The organism is Marinomonas mediterranea MMB-1 (genome assembly GCF_000192865.1).
Lineage (GTDB): Bacteria > Pseudomonadota > Gammaproteobacteria > Pseudomonadales > Marinomonadaceae > Marinomonas > Marinomonas mediterranea.
The window spans coordinates 2,464,896-2,482,933 of record NC_015276.1; the positions used below are offsets into that span (position 1 = coordinate 2,464,896).

The 18,038-nt window shown below is 44.0% G+C and carries 16 protein-coding genes; 3 read left to right on the plus strand and 13 right to left on the minus strand.

Annotation, left to right across the window (positions count from 1 at the left end):
- Window positions 1-3: 3 nt before the first annotated feature.
- From MARME_RS11265 to dinG, 4 genes are all read right to left on the minus strand, one after another.
- A complete protein-coding gene (locus MARME_RS11265; RefSeq protein WP_013661392.1) occupies window positions 4-1,023 on the minus strand; it encodes an NAD(P)H-dependent glycerol-3-phosphate dehydrogenase in 1,020 nt (339 codons plus the stop codon).
- A 28-nt stretch (window positions 1,024-1,051) separates the two neighbouring features.
- On the minus strand, window positions 1,052-2,470 hold the full coding sequence (locus MARME_RS11270) for a protein adenylyltransferase SelO (RefSeq protein ID WP_013661393.1): 1,419 nt from the start codon (window positions 2,468-2,470) through the stop codon (window positions 1,052-1,054).
- 123 nt (window positions 2,471-2,593) lie between these two features.
- A complete protein-coding gene (locus MARME_RS11275) occupies window positions 2,594-3,925 on the minus strand; it encodes a DEAD/DEAH box helicase (protein ID WP_013661394.1) in 1,332 nt (443 codons plus the stop codon).
- Window positions 3,926-4,135: 210 nt separating this feature from the next.
- The gene (gene dinG / locus MARME_RS11280) at window positions 4,136-6,259 is read right to left on the minus strand and encodes an ATP-dependent DNA helicase DinG (RefSeq protein ID WP_013661395.1); all 2,124 of its coding nucleotides are present in this window, start codon (window positions 6,257-6,259) and stop codon (window positions 4,136-4,138) included.
- 69 nt (window positions 6,260-6,328) lie between these two features.
- On the opposite strand from dinG, the gene lexA reads away from it, so the two are divergent.
- Entirely contained in the window at window positions 6,329-6,952 is a 624-nt protein-coding gene (gene lexA, locus MARME_RS11285) for a transcriptional repressor LexA (RefSeq protein ID WP_013661396.1), read from the plus strand.
- A gap of 204 nt (window positions 6,953-7,156) precedes the next feature.
- Here the strand turns inward: lexA and MARME_RS11290 are convergent, their stop codons facing one another.
- From MARME_RS11290 to topA, 3 genes are read right to left on the minus strand one after another with little or no spacing between them, the layout of a single operon-like run.
- Window positions 7,157-7,435 carry a hypothetical protein gene (locus tag MARME_RS11290; RefSeq protein WP_013661397.1) on the minus strand — a complete coding sequence of 93 codons (279 nt, stop codon included), beginning with the start codon at window positions 7,433-7,435 and terminating at the stop codon, window positions 7,157-7,159.
- A 3-nt stretch (window positions 7,436-7,438) separates the two neighbouring features.
- Window positions 7,439-7,915 (minus strand): DUF6586 family protein, encoded by a 477-nt coding sequence (locus tag MARME_RS11295; RefSeq protein WP_013661398.1) that lies wholly within the window; start codon window positions 7,913-7,915, stop codon window positions 7,439-7,441.
- Window positions 7,912-10,542, minus strand: a complete 2,631-nt coding sequence (gene topA, locus MARME_RS11300; protein ID WP_013661399.1) for a type I DNA topoisomerase — start codon at window positions 10,540-10,542, stop codon at window positions 7,912-7,914. Before topA ends, MARME_RS11295 begins: the two co-directional genes overlap by 4 nt.
- A 187-nt stretch (window positions 10,543-10,729) precedes the next feature.
- On the opposite strand from topA, the gene MARME_RS11305 reads away from it, so the two are divergent.
- Window positions 10,730-11,518 (plus strand): hypothetical protein, encoded by a 789-nt coding sequence (locus MARME_RS11305; RefSeq protein ID WP_013661400.1) that lies wholly within the window; start codon window positions 10,730-10,732, stop codon window positions 11,516-11,518.
- Window positions 11,519-11,609: 91 nt separating this feature from the next.
- Here MARME_RS11305 and MARME_RS11310 read toward each other — a convergent pair whose 3' ends face one another.
- Window positions 11,610-12,086, minus strand: a complete 477-nt coding sequence (locus tag MARME_RS11310; RefSeq protein ID WP_013661401.1) for a hypothetical protein — start codon at window positions 12,084-12,086, stop codon at window positions 11,610-11,612.
- A 63-nt stretch (window positions 12,087-12,149) separates the two neighbouring features.
- Between MARME_RS11310 and MARME_RS11315 the strand changes: the two genes are divergently transcribed.
- Window positions 12,150-12,596, plus strand: coding sequence for a universal stress protein (locus MARME_RS11315; protein ID WP_013661402.1), 447 nt, complete (start codon window positions 12,150-12,152; stop codon window positions 12,594-12,596).
- Window positions 12,597-12,727: 131 nt separating this feature from the next.
- On the opposite strand, the gene cysS is transcribed toward MARME_RS11315, so the two are convergent.
- The 5 genes from cysS to MARME_RS11340 all read right to left on the minus strand — a co-directional run bounded on the left by cysS (window position 12,728) and on the right by MARME_RS11340 (window position 18,002).
- A complete protein-coding gene (gene cysS / locus MARME_RS11320) occupies window positions 12,728-14,113 on the minus strand; it encodes a cysteine--tRNA ligase (protein ID WP_013661403.1) in 1,386 nt (461 codons plus the stop codon).
- A gap of 10 nt (window positions 14,114-14,123) precedes the next feature.
- Window positions 14,124-15,797: a glutamine--tRNA ligase/YqeY domain fusion protein gene (locus tag MARME_RS11325; protein WP_013661404.1), complete on the minus strand. Its 1,674-nt coding sequence runs from the start codon at window positions 15,795-15,797 to the stop codon at window positions 14,124-14,126.
- Window positions 15,798-15,886: 89 nt separating this feature from the next.
- Complete coding sequence (locus MARME_RS11330) at window positions 15,887-16,216, minus strand: AzlD domain-containing protein (protein ID WP_013661405.1); 330 nt, start codon at window positions 16,214-16,216, stop codon at window positions 15,887-15,889.
- Window positions 16,217-16,222: 6 nt separating this feature from the next.
- The gene (locus MARME_RS11335) at window positions 16,223-16,978 is read right to left on the minus strand and encodes an AzlC family ABC transporter permease (RefSeq protein ID WP_013661406.1); all 756 of its coding nucleotides are present in this window, start codon (window positions 16,976-16,978) and stop codon (window positions 16,223-16,225) included.
- Window positions 16,971-18,002, minus strand: a complete 1,032-nt coding sequence (locus MARME_RS11340) for a bifunctional helix-turn-helix transcriptional regulator/GNAT family N-acetyltransferase (RefSeq protein ID WP_013661407.1) — start codon at window positions 18,000-18,002, stop codon at window positions 16,971-16,973. The genes MARME_RS11335 and MARME_RS11340 overlap by 8 nt, the downstream gene beginning before the upstream one ends.
- Window positions 18,003-18,038: the final 36 nt, after the last annotated feature.

Below are 18,038 nucleotides of genomic sequence, written 5' to 3' on the forward strand. Positions count from 1 at the left end.
TCGTTATTTTTCGTAAGTTGCAAACTCAACATCCCACTTTTGACCGCCCGTCATCATCGTGCCGATCAGTGTTTCGAGCTTTGCACCTTCAAATATCAATTGATAAAGTCCTTCGGCTAAGGGCATATACAACCCATGTTTGCTGGCCTCTTCGCGCACCATTCGCAAGGTGTTTACTCCTTCGGCCACCTCACCAATCGCTTCAATGGCGTCATCGAGAGTTTGTCCTGAACCCAATGCGTGCCCAACTCGGTAATTTCTACTTAATGGGGATGTACAGGTCGCAATCAAGTCCCCCATGCCTGCTAACCCAAGAAACGTCATTGGATTAGCACCGAAATGCACGGCAAAACGACTCATCTCAGCGAGACTTCGAGTCATAATCATTGCCATCGTGTTTTCGCCCACTTTGAGTGCTTTCGCTAAGCCACAAACAATCGCATAGATGTTTTTCAAAGCACCAGCCAACTCAACCCCTGCAATGTCGGTATTTTCGTAGACACGAAAGGTTGGCGACTTCAGTAATTCTATGACTGTTTCTCGCAGTTCTGCATGGTCGCTTGCTATAACCGACCCCGTGAGCTGCCCAGCTGCAATTTCTTTCGCCAAATTTGGCCCACTTAAAACGCCAATCTTTTGCGTTGCTGAGTTTCGTTTCAATATGTCACTCATGAGCTCAAAACGTTTCGGATTAAAGCCCTTTGTTGTACTGATGAGTAACTTCTCTGGCGTCAATAGACGATCAATGCGCTCAACAACATCTTCAAACGATTTAGAGGGAATGGACACAAAAATGGTGTCACTGGCTCTTATCGCTTCCTCTAGGTTATTCGTCGCAAGCAGTTCTTGATGTAACGGAGCGTTGGGTAAGTAACGGCTGTTCAACCCCGTTAAATTAATTTCTTCCACTTGCTGTTCGTTACGCATCCACTGGCTTACTTGATGTCCATTCTGCGCCATGATGTTTGCCATTGCGGTACCAAAACTACCACCACCAAGAACACACACCGATTGCTTTTTCATATTTTGTCTCTTTTTATGAATAAGTGGATTAAGATGAACAACTCACTTCGAGTCGCTTGCCCCATTCTGGAGACGGCATAGCTAACTCTTTGCATTCTTCATGCTCATCAAACGGCTTAGATAACACGCTCAACAGTTTTCTAAACGGTAAATAATTCCCCTGCTCTGCACTTTCAATCGTTTCATGCGCCAGGTAGTTTCTGAGAACAAATTTAGGATTGGCTTTCAGCATGCTCGCTGACACCTCATTTTGATCACGACCATCATCGCGCTGACTCCAGTAATGATCTAGAAACTCGGATGCTGCACTCCGATCGACCACTTCATCGAGTAAAGTGGCTGGAGACGCTTTAGAAACGGTACTCAGTAACCTAAACGCCGATGTATAATCGAGGCCTTCTTTTGTAATGATAGCCAACCATTCCTTAAGGAGTTCTTCCGTCAAGGCACCTTTGGACAAGCCCATTTTATCGGTCATTAATCGTGAAAAATGCATTTCTAATCTCGTTTCATATTGCTTTAAGGAATCGACCAACTGATCACGAGTGAGGTAATTTGAGAAACTGCGAGCAAGGCAATTCAAATTCCAAAGACCAACACTAGGCTGTCGACCAAAAGCGTAACGCCCTTCATGATCGGAATGATTACATACCCAACTAGGGTCGTATTCTTCCATAAAACCGTAAGGTCCGTAGTCAATCGTTTCGCCTAAAATACTGAAGTTGTCAGTATTCATGACGCCATGCTGGAAACCAACGGCTTGCCAATGAGCAATCATATTGGCCGTTCGTAGCACAATGTCCTGAAACATTGAAAGGATGGGGAGTTCTTCATCCAAACAATGAGGAAAATGGTGCTCAAGACAATACTGCATAAGCGCATCCAGCTCATCGGTTTTGCCTGAGTAATAGAAGTATTCGAAATGACCAAAGCGGATATGAGTCTTAGCAACGCGTGCGAGCATAGCGCCGAGCTCTGGTCGTTCCCGGTAAACGGCTTGCGTTGAGTCATACAGAGCCAACGCACGACTGCTGGGAATCCCGAGTGCATGCATGTATTCGCTAACTAAATATTCACGAATAGAAGATCGAAGCACCGCTCTACCATCACCCATTCGAGAAAATGGGGTCAACCCCGCTCCCTTAATATGCAAATCATAAAAATCGCCATTTTGCGTTTCTAACTCGCCGAGTAAAACGCCACGACCATCGCCAAGTTTAGGAGAGAAACCACCAAATTGGTGACCTGCGTAGACCATACTGAGGCATTTGGGGATGTCGAGTTCACCACTTAACGTATCAAGTGTTGTAGGATCTTTAAAATCTACATTGAGGAATTGAGCAAGGGGTTCGTTTATCTCGACTAATCGCTGTTCGTTTAGAGGTTTGATACGTTCTTCTGAATAAAAGGCTGGCCCTAACCCGTGAAAACGATGATGCAAAAACATCCGCACTCCAATTGATGATTAATCTGGATTCTCGCCTTTTAAGAGAAGGCGGCCTATAGCAAACTACACGCGTAGTTTATAGCGCGCAGTTTGCAAAACAGTCATAACATCGCTTAGAGACGCTTACTCTACGACGGTGCCTACCATGTATTCACATCGAATTTTTTCGCCAACTACCCCTTCAATCTCAGGGATTAAAAAGGCGTCGTCTTCACTAGCAAAGCTTACTGATTTACCCATTTCGCCACCACGACCAGTACGACCGATACGGTGAACGTAATCTTCAGGATCTTCTGGCAGAGTATAGTTCACAACCAACTCAATGTTATCAACATGGATACCGCGACCAGCGACGTCCGTTGCTACCAGTACTTGGATGCGGCCATCTTTGAAGTTTTTCAACGTTTTTACGCGCTTATCTTGGCTAACTTCACCCGATAGGATCGCGCAATTAATTTTCGCTTCTTTCAGAAGTTCGTACAACTCGCGCGTTTCGTCACGGCGGTTAGCAAAAATAATGGTACGCTGATTACCGTCATCTTCGATCAAGCTCTTAAGTACTGGCCATTTCTGATCGGCTTCAACAGTGTAGATAACTTGATCGATGTTTTTGTTCGTCGCTTCTTTAGGAACAACAGACACCTCTTTCGGAAAGTATGTCCACTGACGAGCAAGGTTTTGAATATCTTTTGGAAAGGTCGCACTGAACAGCATAGTTTGACGACGCTCTTTATGAGGCGTCATGCGAATAATGCTTTTCACGTCAGGAATGAAGCCCATCGACAACATGCGGTCTGCTTCGTCCAATACCAACACTTCTACCTTGTTCAACATCGCTTTTTTCGAGCGAGCGAAATCCAACAAGCGTCCGGGCGTCGCAACCAGAATATCAACACGTTCGGTTTCTAACGCGCGTTTTTGCTTCTCATAACTCATTCCACCAACAAGTGAAATAACGTTAAGCGAACAGTTCTGCGTGATCTTTTCCGCTTCGTCCGCAATTTGTAGAGCCAACTCGCGCGTTGGAGCAATAATCAAACCACGCGCCATGTTGCGAGCACGTTCCTCTTCAACAGGGTAATCCAAGAAGTCACTGACCATCGCCAATAGGAATGCAGCCGTTTTACCTGTTCCCGTTTGCGCTTGTCCGATTAAGTCATAACCTTCAAGCGTTGCAGGCAAGGTAGCGGCTTGTATTTCACTGCAATATTCAAAGCCCATCTCTGAAACAGATTTAAGTACACGATCGGGTAAGTTAAGATCATGAAACCGAACTTTACCTTCCACTTCAGGTACTTGGAAGTCATCAATAGACCAGATTTTTTCTGAAGTCACTTGAGTAGCAGAATCACTAGCGGCTTTGTTTGCTGGAGCGCGATTACGCTTGCGCGAGCGTCGAGGGCGACTGGGTTTTGAGTTCTGCTCTTTAGCAATGTCTTCGTTTTTAGTATCCATTTTGTAGTCTATGTGACCTTTTAGAGATTGATGGTTAAATTTGGGTAGAGAGTTTACCTAAACAGTCGGATTTTATCATTACTAATTCGCAATTAGGTTTTCTCTCGTACCATGTATTTGTAAATAAAGGTGTTCAAAAGGTTCATTAAGCACTAATAATACGCGCTTTACCTCGGCACCAATGGCCAAGGTAAGCCATTTCCAATTTAACTACCTCATTTTGTAAGGTGGCAAACTCGCAATGAGCTGAGAGCCATAGCGTTTTGTCTTAAGGCGTTTATCCATAATGTGGATTTCACCTTCATCGCTCTCGCTTCGTAGCAAACGCCCTGTTGCTTGCACAAGCTTCAGTGAGGCATCTGGAATCGAAATCTCCATAAATGGATTACCACCTCGTTTTTGAATCCATTCAGCGAGCGTTGCTTCCACTGGGTCATCAGGCACGGAAAACGGTATTTTCGCAATAAATACGCGTGTTAAATATTTACCTGGCAAGTCGACCCCCTCGGCAAAACTCGCCAAACCAAATAACAAACTGCCTTTGTCTTTATCTAGCCTTTCTTTATGGCTATCTAAAATAATACGCTTTGATTGCTCCCCCTGAATAAGCAAAATGGCTTTCAACGAGTCGTTCACTTGATCTGCCACTGACTCCATTTGCTTGCGAGAGGAAAACAAGACCAAGCTACCTTGCGTTAGATCGATGTGCTTATTTAAATACTGTACAATCTCTTTGGTATGGTCATCGGCCTTATTCGGCTCACTAACGAAGTCGGGTACAATCAGTTCTGCCTTGTTGGCAAAGTCAAACGGGCTAAGAACACGCAGATATTCTGATTCTCTCGGCACACCGGAACGCATATTAAATCGATTAAACTGATTGAGCGCAGTCAAGGTGGCAGACGTAACGACAGCGCCAAAGCACTTATCCCAGAGTTGCATTCTTAATGTGTGAGCCGCCAATATTGGCGAAGCGCCAAGCTCAATATCTTGCTCTAAACCTTGACCAACCACTTCGAGCCATCGAGCATTCGGAGGGTAATTGAGATCATCCTGATGAGAATACAAACGCCACAACTCAACGGCTTGCTCTAAACGCCCTAAGATGACACCTAAGATTGGCTGCCAATTTTCGGCAGTTTCTTGGGTAACCCCCATACCTTCGTTTTGTTTTACTTTTTTACATTCATCTTGAATGCTTTCAATTTGGCCAAACAGTTTTTGGTAAGAGGTAGACAAGCTATAAGCTAACTGTCGCAACTCTTCGGGGACGACACCAAATTCGAAACGGTGTTGATTGTTCTCTAAATCAAGCCCAAGTTGCTGTATGTAAGGGGCTAACCCTTGTTGCACATACTGAATAAAATTAACAACGGTTTGTATTTGCTGGGGGATTTTCATTAACAATTGCCCCGTTAGACTCACTTCTTGAGTCAGCTCTTGCTTGAGCGTCAGTAGATTTTTTTCCAGTTGACGCAGCCAACTAATACTGCCCTGCAATCTAATTTCGTGCCTAAAGTGCCCAATTGCTTTATCTGGCAAGTGGTGGCCTTCGTCGAAGACATAAATGGTTTCATCAGGTGGGGTCAAGATAGCACCGCCACCCAGCGATAAATCCGCTAGAACAAGATCGTGGTTTGCGACAATAACATCGGCTGTCTCTATTTCAGCTCTTGCTTTGAAAAATGGGCACGCCGAAAAGTTAGCGCAATTTCGATTGGTACATTGCTGGTGGTCGGTCGTGAGTCGCCGCCAATCTTGATCTCTCAAGATACCTTCCCAGTTATCTTTATCACCATCCCAATCGCTATTTTTAAGCGCTTCGTCCATTTTTTGGTATAAGGCGGTATTCACATCATCCGTTTGTAAATGCTGCTCAAGCAACCCCGCAAACATATCGTCCGTCGCAAGTTCTTCACTGCCCATGAAGTCTTCGAGCTTATTTAAACAAAGATACCGCCCGCGACCTTTTGCCAACGTATATCGAAAAGCAACCTCTGTATGTTCGAGCAAGTCGGGCAGCTCTTTAAATAGGATTTGCTCTTGAAGCGCTACGGTTGCTGTCGAAATGACGAGCTTTACCCCTTTCGCTTTTGCAATTGGAATAGCCGACAGACAATAAGACAACGTCTTACCTGTACCAGTACCGGCCTCTACTACCGCGACATGCTTTTCACCGAGGCGTTCGCCTTCAGTGCCTTGCTTTATCCCACCTAAGGTTCGAGCAATGGTCGCAATCATTTGGCGCTGCCCTACCCGAGGTTTATGACCTTTAGATTCAAGGGACGCACGATACGCAGACTGAATTTCGTTCTTTATTTTGTCGGAAAGCATTAATCTTGTTGAGTATTTTTAAATAGACTGTATATAATAACAGTAACTGTACAAACAAACAGATGAATTATGATTAAATTAACCAAAAGACAGTCTGACGTATTGGAAACGATTCGCCAACACATTAGCGAAACCGGCTTCCCTCCCACTCGTGCAGAAATTGCCGCTCGATTGGGTTTTCGCTCACCTAATGCCGCAGAAGAACACTTAAAAGCACTTTCTAAAAAAGGTGCCATTGAAATGTTGTCCGGTGCTTCGCGTGGTATTCGCCTTATAAACGAAACGCCAGCAGGCGCAAACGATTCTGACCTGGGCCTACCCGTTGTCGGTAAGGTCGCCGCAGGCGCCCCTATTCTAGCGCAAGAAAACGTCGCGACCCACATTTCCGTCCCCCCCAGCATGTTTTCACCTAAAGCAGACTACCTACTATCCGTCAGCGGTATGAGCATGAAAGACGTTGGCATTATGGATGGCGATTTGCTTGCTGTCCATAAAACCCACGCCGTTCGAAATGGTCAAATTGTCGTCGCTCGAATTGGCGAAGAAGTGACGGTAAAACGATTTGAAAAGAAAGGCAGTAAGGTAAGACTTATTGCCGAAAACACCGAGTTCGATGATATTCTAGTGGATCTTGAGAGCGAAGAATTTGCCATCGAAGGCTTATCTGTCGGCGTTATTCGTCAAGGCATCTAGTTAAGGCACCTAAGTAGACTTTTAAGCTTTCGTATAGCGACTGTAAACGACATTACCTCCTAACCGAAAGCAAAGCACTTAGAATATCTAAAAAGCCAATGGCTCTAAAACTTAAAAGCAACGCTCATTTATTTAAGCGTTGCTTTTTTTATTTGGCGATAGAGCGAAAACCTTTCACCCTGTTTTTACAGAGAAAGGCCTTAACTAGTGCAAAACCTTAGGCATCATATCCATGTCTTCCGCCATATCCATATCCATATCCATTTGATCTGAGAAATCATCAGAATAGACATAATCAATACCCGCATGAAACATGCGTTTTGCCAACTCAAAGTAGCGATCTTTTAACAATGAGCGTGTGTCTTCTGGAATTTGCAATACAGCAAGAGGCTTTTCCGGGGCATCTGAATCATCTTCAGCCACCGGACGAAGCACAATATCACCATTATCTAACTCGACTATTTCGAGGTAAGCGTCTTTCATTCTTTAATACTCTGAGGATTCTTCTCTAAATCTCAACACCAACTCAACCAAAGAATCCAAATAGGATTTGACTGATCCGCCGAGGTCGCTTGCTGACGCTCCTATCATTTGAACATCACTTAATTGACTGCTAATCGGGTTAGGCCTGCATTCGAAATACGTATCGAAAGACGCAAGCAACATGCTAAACCAAGAATTTGAGTCGGCGCTCAAAAGCTTTAGCTCACTAAGTACAGGCACTGTGAGTTCATTATCCGTCGCATTTGTAATAAGTTGTTCTACTGTCAAATCAGCCGTTAAACCATAGGCTATCTTGACCTCTTGAAGCAAACCATTCAACGCACTACGAAGAAGAAAAGTTACGGTCGGTTCGTGACCTTGGGTGAACCAATCTCCGTCAGACGACTTAATCTCACTGATAAGTCGTCGTGCGCTGTCTAATCGCTGATTCGTTAGGCTTGCTGGGTTAAGAGGGCTCATTTCTTTTTCTTGCCTTCTTCAACAACCCATTTACCATTTTGATGGAATGCTTTCCAACCAGTCGGCTTGCCATTCTCTTCTGTCATGACATATTGCTCTTTCGTCTTACGGCTGTATCGAATCACAGTTGGGCGTCCTTCGTTATCCATAACTGGCGCATCAGAGAAGAAATGATATTTAGGATCAATCTGATCCATATAAGGGATCAACTCTGATACAAGTGGTGCACGCGTTTCCCGCTTACGTGGGAATTGGCTAGCCGCTAAGAATAGGCCCGTTGCACCATCTCTTAACACATAGTGGTCTTCCACTTTTTGACAAGCTAAATCCGGCATCGCAACAGGGTCCATTTTTGGTGGCGCCGCTTCACCGTTTTTCAATAACTTCCGAGTGTTTTTACATTCTTCGTTTGTACAACCAAAGTACTTGCCAAAACGACCTGTTTTTAGCTGCATTTCAGAGGAACATTTATCACACTCAATAACGGGGCCATCATAACCCTTAATTTTAAAAGCGCCTTTTTCGACTTCGTATCCCGAACAACTTGGATTGTTACCACAAACATGAAGCTTGCGAGTTTCATCCATCAGATAGCTGTCCATTGCCGAATCACAAATCTTACAGCGCTTCTTATTAATAAGTGCTTTAGATTCACCCTCATCATCGTCCACCGCAACCGCTTCGTCACCGCTAACAAGGTTAATCGTCGCTTTACAACGTTCTTTTGGCGGAAGCGCATAGCCAGAACAGGACAAAAACACGCCGGTGGCTGCAGTACGTATCTGCATTGGACGACCACATTTCGGGCATTCTACATCGGTCGGTGTTGGCTGGTTTTGCAGCATACCTTCTTCTGGGTGTTCAGCTTTTGTCAGCGTATTGCTGAAATCAGCGTAAAATGCATCCAGCGTTCTAATCCAATCGTCTTCGCCTTGGGCAATTTCATCCAACTGCTCTTCCATTTGAGCGGTAAAACTAAAATTCATTAGCTGTGAAAAGCTGCCAACAAGTCGTTCCGTTACGATATCGCCCATTTTTTCAGCATAGAAACGACGATTATCAACACGCACATACCCTCGATCTTGAATGGTCGAAATGATTGAGGCGTACGTTGACGGACGGCCAATCCCTCGCTTTTCAAGTTCTTTAACCAAGCTTGCTTCACTGTAGCGCGCAGGTGGTCTAGTAAAGTGCTGCTCGGGCAACAACTCATTTAAACCCAGTGTATCGCCTTTTTGAATATCAGGCAGAATCATGTCTTCTGCTTTCTTTCCTACAGGTGTTAGAACACGGGTATAACCATCAAAGCGTAAGATTCGACCACGCGCTTTCAGTTCGTAATCACCTGCTGTAACCGTAATACTTGTTGACGTGTATTCAGCTGGTGTCATTTGACACGCAATAAACTGATTGCGAATCAATTCATAAAGCCTGTGAGCGTCGTTATCCATCCCTTGAAGCATATTCTGCGTCACAGTCACATCAGACGGACGAATTGCCTCATGAGCCTCCTGAGCGCCTTCCTTGCTAGAATAACGAATAGGTTCTTTGGGCAAATATGCTTCACCATACTTTTCACCAACAAAATCACGCAACGCTTCCACAGCTTCATTACTTAAGTTGGTCGAGTCAGTACGCATATAGGTAATATAACCACCTTCGTAAAGACGCTGCGCCAGCATCATTGTCTTTTTTACGCCAAAGCTTAATCGTGTACTGGCCGCTTGCTGCAATGTCGATGTGATAAACGGCGCAGAAGGTTTAGAGCGCGTAGGCTTATCTTCACGGTTACTGACAACAAACCCTGAGTTTTGAATACGCGCCACATGCTCATCAGATTCAATCTGTGACGTGGGTCGATATTCTTTACCTAGGTATTTTAGCGTTTCGAATTTAACTTGTTCTTTCGACGCGGTAGCCAGTAGTGCATCTAACTCCCAAAATTCTTCAGGGTTAAACGCACGAATGTCTTTTTCACGCTCTACGATTAACCTTACGGCAACCGATTGTACTCGACCCGCTGACAAGCCACGTGCGACCTTAGACCAAAGTAGCGGTGACACCATAAAGCCAACGACGCGGTCCAAGAAACGTCGAGCCTGCTGAGCGTTAACTCGATTCATATCCAAATCAGACGGTTCATCAAACGCCGATTTAATAGCATTCTTTGTAATCTCGTTAAAGACCACTCGCTTGTAGCGAGCTTCGTCACCGCCAATCGCTTCACGTAAGTGCCAAGCTATCGCTTCCCCTTCGCGGTCCAAATCGGTCGCGAGATAGATTGTGTCAGCGTTTTTAGCAAGACGTTTAAGTTCGTCTACGACCTTTTCTTTACCGGGTAAAACTTCATAGTGCGCCTCCCAGTTATTTTCTGGGTCAACGCCCATTCTCGCGATAAGCTGTTGGCGTGATTTTTTACTTTTGTATTCCGCTTTTTCTTCAGGACTCATTTTTCGAGTAAGCGCAGCCTGTTTTGCTCGCTCTTGAGGCGTCGATTTAGAGGTCGTGCCAGTTGGTAGGTCACGGATATGACCTACACTTGACTTAACAACATAGTCGTTACCCAAGTATTTGTTGATGGTTTTGGCCTTTGCAGGCGACTCCACGATAACCAGTGATTTTCCCATTGAACTGTTTGAGCCTTATATTAAAACGTCGAAAAAGCTGCGCATGTATGCAGAATAGTGTTTCGGGGCGCAGATATTAAGCAAACACCTTTTATATGACAAGCTATCAAGGTATTGTTTCGCATATTTATCGTAATAAGTAACGTATTTGCTTTTACCTTACTTAATTAATAACCCAAGGACAATCATGGCAACACTCCAAATTTTAACAATTGCGATCCTTTTTATCATTGTCATCATCTCCGTTGTCGTTGGCACAAGAGCCCAACAAAAAGAAAAAGAAGCCACCGAACGCAAATTTAAACAGCTTCAGCTATCAAATAGAGCTGAGCGTGTCGAACAGCATCTTCGAGGCATCTTACCTATTAACACCGATAACATAGCAACTGATGCTTTGTATAGCTTTTATATCGATTGCTTGAGAGAACTTATAGACTATTCTGACAATCCTGAAAAGATTGAAGGCCTAATCGCGAAGGCGGAAGAAGAGCGCGCCGCTGACCCTCAACCTTTCGTTCCGGAACCAGACGAACTCAGTTTTCAAGAAAAAACCACCTACAAAGAGCGCCTAACAAAAACCGCAAAAATGCTACTCTACATGCGCAGAAAAGGCCGTATAAGCCACACACACTACAAACTTTGCTATGATTACTTACGCTGGTTAAATATGTGGCTACAACTAAATCGCCAGCTCATACAAGCGAATAAAAACTACCATAGTGGAGACTTACGTGTTGCCCAAACCCTATACGGCGTTATTCTCTCAAATTTAAAATCAAACACAATTGATCGCGCAGAAAAGCATCAATTAGAAAATTTCATTCAGGATCGAATGAAAGAAATCGTAGCACCACAAATCATGGCTCTACAAAACGCTGAAAATCCGGAGGAAGTGATAGAAGAGCTGTTTCTTGATTTAGGTGAAGCATCGGATCAATCGTTACTCGAAGAAGAGCAACCGGAACAGAAAAGTTAAAAAGTATAATGGGCTTCAGTACTAATCTAGACTTCTTACCTAAACCGTTTGTCTAAACGCTGAACGCAACGTTTAGACAAATAAAGGAATATTATCGAACCTCGCTCAATGACTTAATCAAGCTCGCGATACGGTCAACGGTTTTTTCATCGCCTTTTTCATTCCAATAAACACTGACCGTCGATTCGGTGACCTCAACAGCGTCAGCAATCCCTTCAAGAGCCATCATTCCATCATGTATAGCTTGCGTTATTGGAACCTCTTTTGAAACCCACCAGCTCCCATCTACCTTTACATATTTCCACACTTCATAAGGTGTAAATAAAATTACAGGGCCAAAACCTTTTACCGTTTTCGGGCGAATATAACGATAAGCACAGGTTTTTTGACTGTTTGTTACCTTATCCCACTTGTCAGGAAGATCAATTGAGGTAAGCTGAACAGTAAGTTGACACTTTCTAGCGTGCATCCGAAGTGCCATTTTTTGTCGTTCTCGTTTGGATGGCAAAACCCAAAGTGCTGACCCCATGAGAGAGACTGTGATCAAGATCACAATTAATGCTGTCATATAGTGCCTCTTTTAAAAAGTAAACTAAACTGGTAATTAACGGAGCCAGATTAGGAGTTATTTATGTTGTATAAGAGTATCATTCTAGCTGTCGACCTTACTGACGAAAGCATCAAAGTCGCCAACAAAGCCGTTGCTTTATGCAACGCTTTTAGCGCAGAACTGCACGTGGTGCATGTCATTGAGTCATTAAACTACGCCTACGGCGGTGACGTCCCCATTGACATTACAGACATTCAAAACCAGCTAAGACAAACGGCTGAAGATAAAATGTCACTACTTCTCGACCAACTGGACACGCCGAACAAAAACTACCAAATTACCCAAGGCGGCATTGAAAGCGAAATCCATCGTATTGCCGAAGAGAAACACGCAGACTTAATTGTTGTTGGTAGCCACTGCAAACACGGCCTAGCTCTATTGTTAGGCTCAACTTCAAATGGCGTCCTACACGGCTCTCCATGCGATGTTCTTGCGGTTAAGGTTAATGATCCAAATAAAGAGAAATAACCTTTGCATTTTTGGGCGGGGCAATACCTATTGACCCAATAAAATTACAAAGGCGATTCAATACAATAAAAAGGGAAGCGAACGCTTCCCTTTTTCAGTTGTTAATGGTGCGTAACACACCACAGTGAGCGCTATTTACGCGTCCAGCTTGTACCTTCACGACTATCTAAAAGCTCAATGCCTTTTTCCGCTAGTAAGTCGCGAATTTCATCACTTCTAGAGAAATTCTTATCCTTACGAGCCTGCTTACGCTCTTCAATAAGTTTTTCAATATCATCTGCACTAATACCTTCAGCATCAAATGTACCGTTCTTAAGAAAGTAGTCTGCATCTTGGTACAAAAGACCTAAAACAGACGCCAAATTCGTCAACTCCGCCGCCAGCGTTTCAGCCAACTCAGCCGATTCGGTTTTGGCTTTGTTTAGATCTCGCACCAAGTCAAACAACACAGAAAGCGCAACTGGCGTATTGAAGTCGTCGTTTAACGCAGCCGTAAAACGAGTTCGATAGTCACTGCTTTCTGGAATTTCAGAGCATGACTGATCTCTTAATGCGTTATACAAGCGCTCTAGTGCCACTTTTGCGTCATTTAAGCTTTGATCAGAATAATCAATCGGACTGCGATAATGACTAGAAACCATCAAATAGCGCAATACTTCTGGATTATAAAGCTTCAACACTTCGCGTATGGTAAAGAAATTGCCCAATGACTTAGACATTTTTTCATTGTTTACACGAACGGCACCACAGTGCATCCAGTAGTTAACATAGTCTTTGCCTGTCGCTGCTTCAGACTGAGCAATTTCATTTTCATGATGAGGGAATTTAAGATCGGGTCCACCGCCATGAATATCAAAGTGATCACCTAAGCAGTTCGTTGACATAGCAGAACACTCAATATGCCAGCCAGGTCGCCCTTTACCCCAAGGAGAATCCCAATGAACCTCTCCTTCTTTAACAGGCTTCCAAAGCACAAAGTCCGCTGGATGTTCTTTTGACTCCGTTACCTCAACGCGAGCACCCGCCAGCATTTCTTCCAGTTTACGGTTATTCAGCTTTCCGTAATCTGTGAATCGAGAAGCACGGTAAAACACATCGCCACTGTCGCTCTGATAGGCAAAGCCCTTATCAACAAGCGTTTTAATCATGTTGATAATTTCTTGCATAAACTCAGTTGCTTTAGGCTCACGATCTGGCGGTAAGTTACCTAATGCTTTTTCATCTTCTTGCTGAGCTTCAATCATGCGCTCAGTCAAATCACTTGGCAGCTCACCGTTTTCAGCAGCACGTTTAATGATTTTGTCATCAACATCCGTAATATTGCGCACATAAGTAAGATCGTAATCTAAATGACGCAATATGCGACTAATCACATCAAACGAAATCATAGCGCGCGCGTGACCAATGTGACAGAAATCATAAACCGTGTTACCACACACATACATGCCGATTTTGCCTTCGACAATGGGTTTAAATTCTTCTTTTTGGCCAGTTAACGTATTGTAGATTCTTAACATTTTGCGCTCACTATTTTCCTTTTGCTTCAATTTTCGCCCAAGAGTCTCTTAGGGTTACGGTACGGTTAAACACCAGTCGTTCAGCATTCAAATCGCGACAGAAGTAACCTTCCCTTTCAAACTGATATCCAACACCCGGTTCTGCATTCAACAGTGACGGCTCTAGCTTAGCATTAGACGCAACCGTCAAAGCTTCTGGGTTAATAAAATCCAAGAAGGTTTTATCTTCATGCTTCGCGTCAGGAGATTCATGATTGAAAAGACGGTCATACAGATTAACCTCGGCATCCAATGCATGCTCAGCACTTACCCAGTGAATCACACCCTTTGGCTTGTAGCCTTCGGGGTTGACGCCTAACGTATTCTCATCATAACGACACAGAAGCTCAACGACATTGCCGTTTTCATCTTTAATCGCTTCATCACAGGTGATGACATAACCACCTCGTAATCTAACCGCACTACCCGGTGTCATTCGCTTCCATTTGCGAGGAGGCACTTCTGCAAAGTCAGCCTGATCTACAAATAAATGCTTACTGAACGGCACCTCACGCGTGCCTGCGTCTTCGTTTTTAGGGTGGTTTGAAACCGTAAAAATTTCTTCTTTGCCCTCTGGGTAATTTGTTAACGTCACCTTAATAGGGTTCAACACCACCATTGCACGGTTAGCATTGGCATCTAAATCTTCGCGAACAGCATGCTCTAGCATACCAACATCCACGACACTGTCCGATTTAGTTACGCCAATCCGTTCACAGAAATTTCTAATTGATTGTGCTGTGTACCCGCGACGTCGCATTCCTGAGATCGTTGGCATACGCGGATCATCCCAACCTTCAACATGACCATCATCAACCAGTTGCTTCAGCTTACGCTTACTTGTCACTGTGTAATTTAGGTTTAGTCGAGCAAACTCAATCTGCTGCGGGTGGAACGTTTCTAATGTTTCCAAGATCCAGTCATAGAGTGGTCGATGATCTTGGAATTCGAGCGTACAAATCGAATGAGTAACGCCCTCAATTGCATCTGACAATCCGTGTGTAAAGTCATACATCGGATAAACACACCATTTATCACCCGTTTGATGGTGATGAACGTGACGAATACGATAGATGATAGGGTCACGTAGATTGATGTTTGGGCTCGCCATATCAATCTTGGCACGCAACACTTTTTCGCCATCAGGAAATTGCCCGTCACGCATCGCTTCAAAAAGCGCCAAATTCTCTTCAGCCGTACGATCACGATATGGGCTGTCTTTACCTGGCTCCTTCAACGTACCACGATACTCACGCATTTCATCTGCATTAAGTTCACAAACGTAAGCCTTGCCTTTCTTGATCAATTCACAGGCAAACTCGAACAACGCGTCAAAGTAGTCAGACGCAAACTTAGGCTCTTCTTTCCACTCAAAGCCTAACCAGGTTACATCACGCTTGATGGACTCGATGTACTCAACGCTTTCTTTTTCAGGGTTTGTATCATCGAAACGTAAGTTACATTGACCCTGATAACGTTGTGCTATGCCAAAATTCAAACAGATTGATTTTGCGTGACCTATATGAAGGTAGCCATTTGGCTCTGGTGGAAAACGCGTTAGTACTTTGCCGCCATGCTTTCCGTTTTCGCTATCTTTATCAATGATTTGGGTAATGAAATTCCCAGGCTTAGACGTTTCAGACATATTTTGTAAGTGTCCCGATAATGTGCTTTCAAATTAGACCGCTAGTATATCTGATTTGTGATAAAGCGCGATACAGGTCATACGCTTTTCTATAAAGACATGAGTAATTTTGCCGCAAAAAAAGCGATAACCCCCAATGTGATCGTAAGAAGCTGCTTTTTAAACACCACTCCGACAAAAAAAGAAACCAACCCACCTATTAGCCACGGGTTATTGATCCCCAAATTGATTTCGCCAGAAGGGAGCAACATCATTGGCATAATAATCGCGGTCAATACCGCGACGGGGACGTACTTCAAACACGAATCTAGCCACAGCGGCATGACTGTTTTCTGAGCAGACATAAACAAGGTAACTCTAATGCCATAAGTAACTAGAAACATACCACCAATGACCAACAACAGATTTAAAGTGCTCATACTTAATTACTCCTTTTCCAACTCTATCATTTCGTCAGCGACGTCATTTTTATTATTTTGGTTTTTTGGACGCTTTAACAACAACTCACTGACCGAACCAAGCGTTACGCCCACCAAAGCGGCAACAACAAGCCCCAGTTGGTTAGGAAGGTCAATCAGCACAATGGAAGAAAAACCTGCGCCGACGAAGGCTAGGGTATATGGGACATTTTTTAAATAAGGCGAGATGATCCCGATAAAGGTCGCAACCATGGCAAACTCCAATCCCCATTCACTCATACCTGGAATTAACTCGCCCGCAAGCACACCGACTATCGTTGTAATATTCCACATAATATAGAATGACAAAAAGGAACCGATATAGACTTGATGACCTTTCAGCACAAACGCTTTGTCTTGATACATAGGTCGCACAGCCGCATACGTTTCATCGATCAACCCGAACCCTAAAAACAAACGCAACCTTATCGGCAAATGCTTTACAAATTTGACCAAGTCCGCGCTGTACAACAAATGGCGTAAATTAACAAAAAAGGTGGTCAATATAATGACCCAAACAGGCGCACCTAACGCGATCATCCCAATCGCAACAAACTGAGCAGAGCCTGCATACACCAATGATGACATAGCGATAGCAACCCAAATAGGGAGATCATTCGCAGAAACGAGCGAGCCAAACAACAGTCCAAATGGCATTCCACCCACCATCATGGGGATGGATGCAATAAAGCCTTTCTTATAATTTTTTACAAAGTCACTCACAAGACGCTCCCGTGTTTATCTCTAATTCCATAAATACGTCTGCCCTTTCAACAGAAAAGTGATCGACATTTTTTTCAACAAAACCAAAACCTTGATAGAGCTTCATCGCTGCAACCAACTTATTTGCCGTTTCCAATACCAATTTGTCACTACCAAGCGCACGAGTGCGACGCAAAGCATGTAGTAACAGATAGTGCCCCAATCCTTTGCCTTGCTCCGTTTCTGTAACAGCCATTTTAATTAACTCCATCTCATTGGCTCCGCTCTTCGCCTGCAACCCTAGTTTAGAGGGGCGTAGCGCAAACACACCCACTACTTTATAGCCACTCTCTTTATTGTCACCCTCTTCATTCGAGGCAGACTCCTCTGGTACCACAGCTGCCCACACTTCCCCGCCTTTCTCGACAATACTTTCAATCGGCGTCTCTAATACACACCTGTCTTCCTCAGTAATCTGACCTGAAAAATACTGATTTAACCAAGACATATTTAACTCTCGAAAAGAGTCAACTCTAACCTCAGAAAGCGGCTTTAATTCCAACTTATTTTGAAACTTGCACTGGGTAACTACCTGCTTTGCCAACCCTAATGACAAAACTTCTTGCTCCACCTTTGTAAAAGATGCCAAAAATGTCGAACTCAAGGAAAACGACTCAATCAATCTAGTTAGTTCAAGGTCAATTGCCTCCAATACGGGTTTAGCCCTAACCATACTCTGGCTCGCAGAATCGGAGAGTGCCAAAAGCGTTTTTCTCTGATCTAACGAATCCGCTTTCTTTACCAGCAGCGCATCACGCACCATTTTATTGACTTGTTTACTGACCGCTGGATGACTTATTCCTAGTTTCTCAGATATTTCAACGACACCTAGCGCACCTTCAAAGCTAAGCAATCGAAGAATAGGAAAATAAGTTGAAGAAATGGGCGTATCGGACGCTAGATAAACCGCTTGCACTTCTCCGTACAGGAAATCACTCAATCGCTTCAGCCGACTGCCAAACGACAAAATCCCAAATTGCTCCACACACCCTCCTTAAACATATGCGTAACCAGTTACATA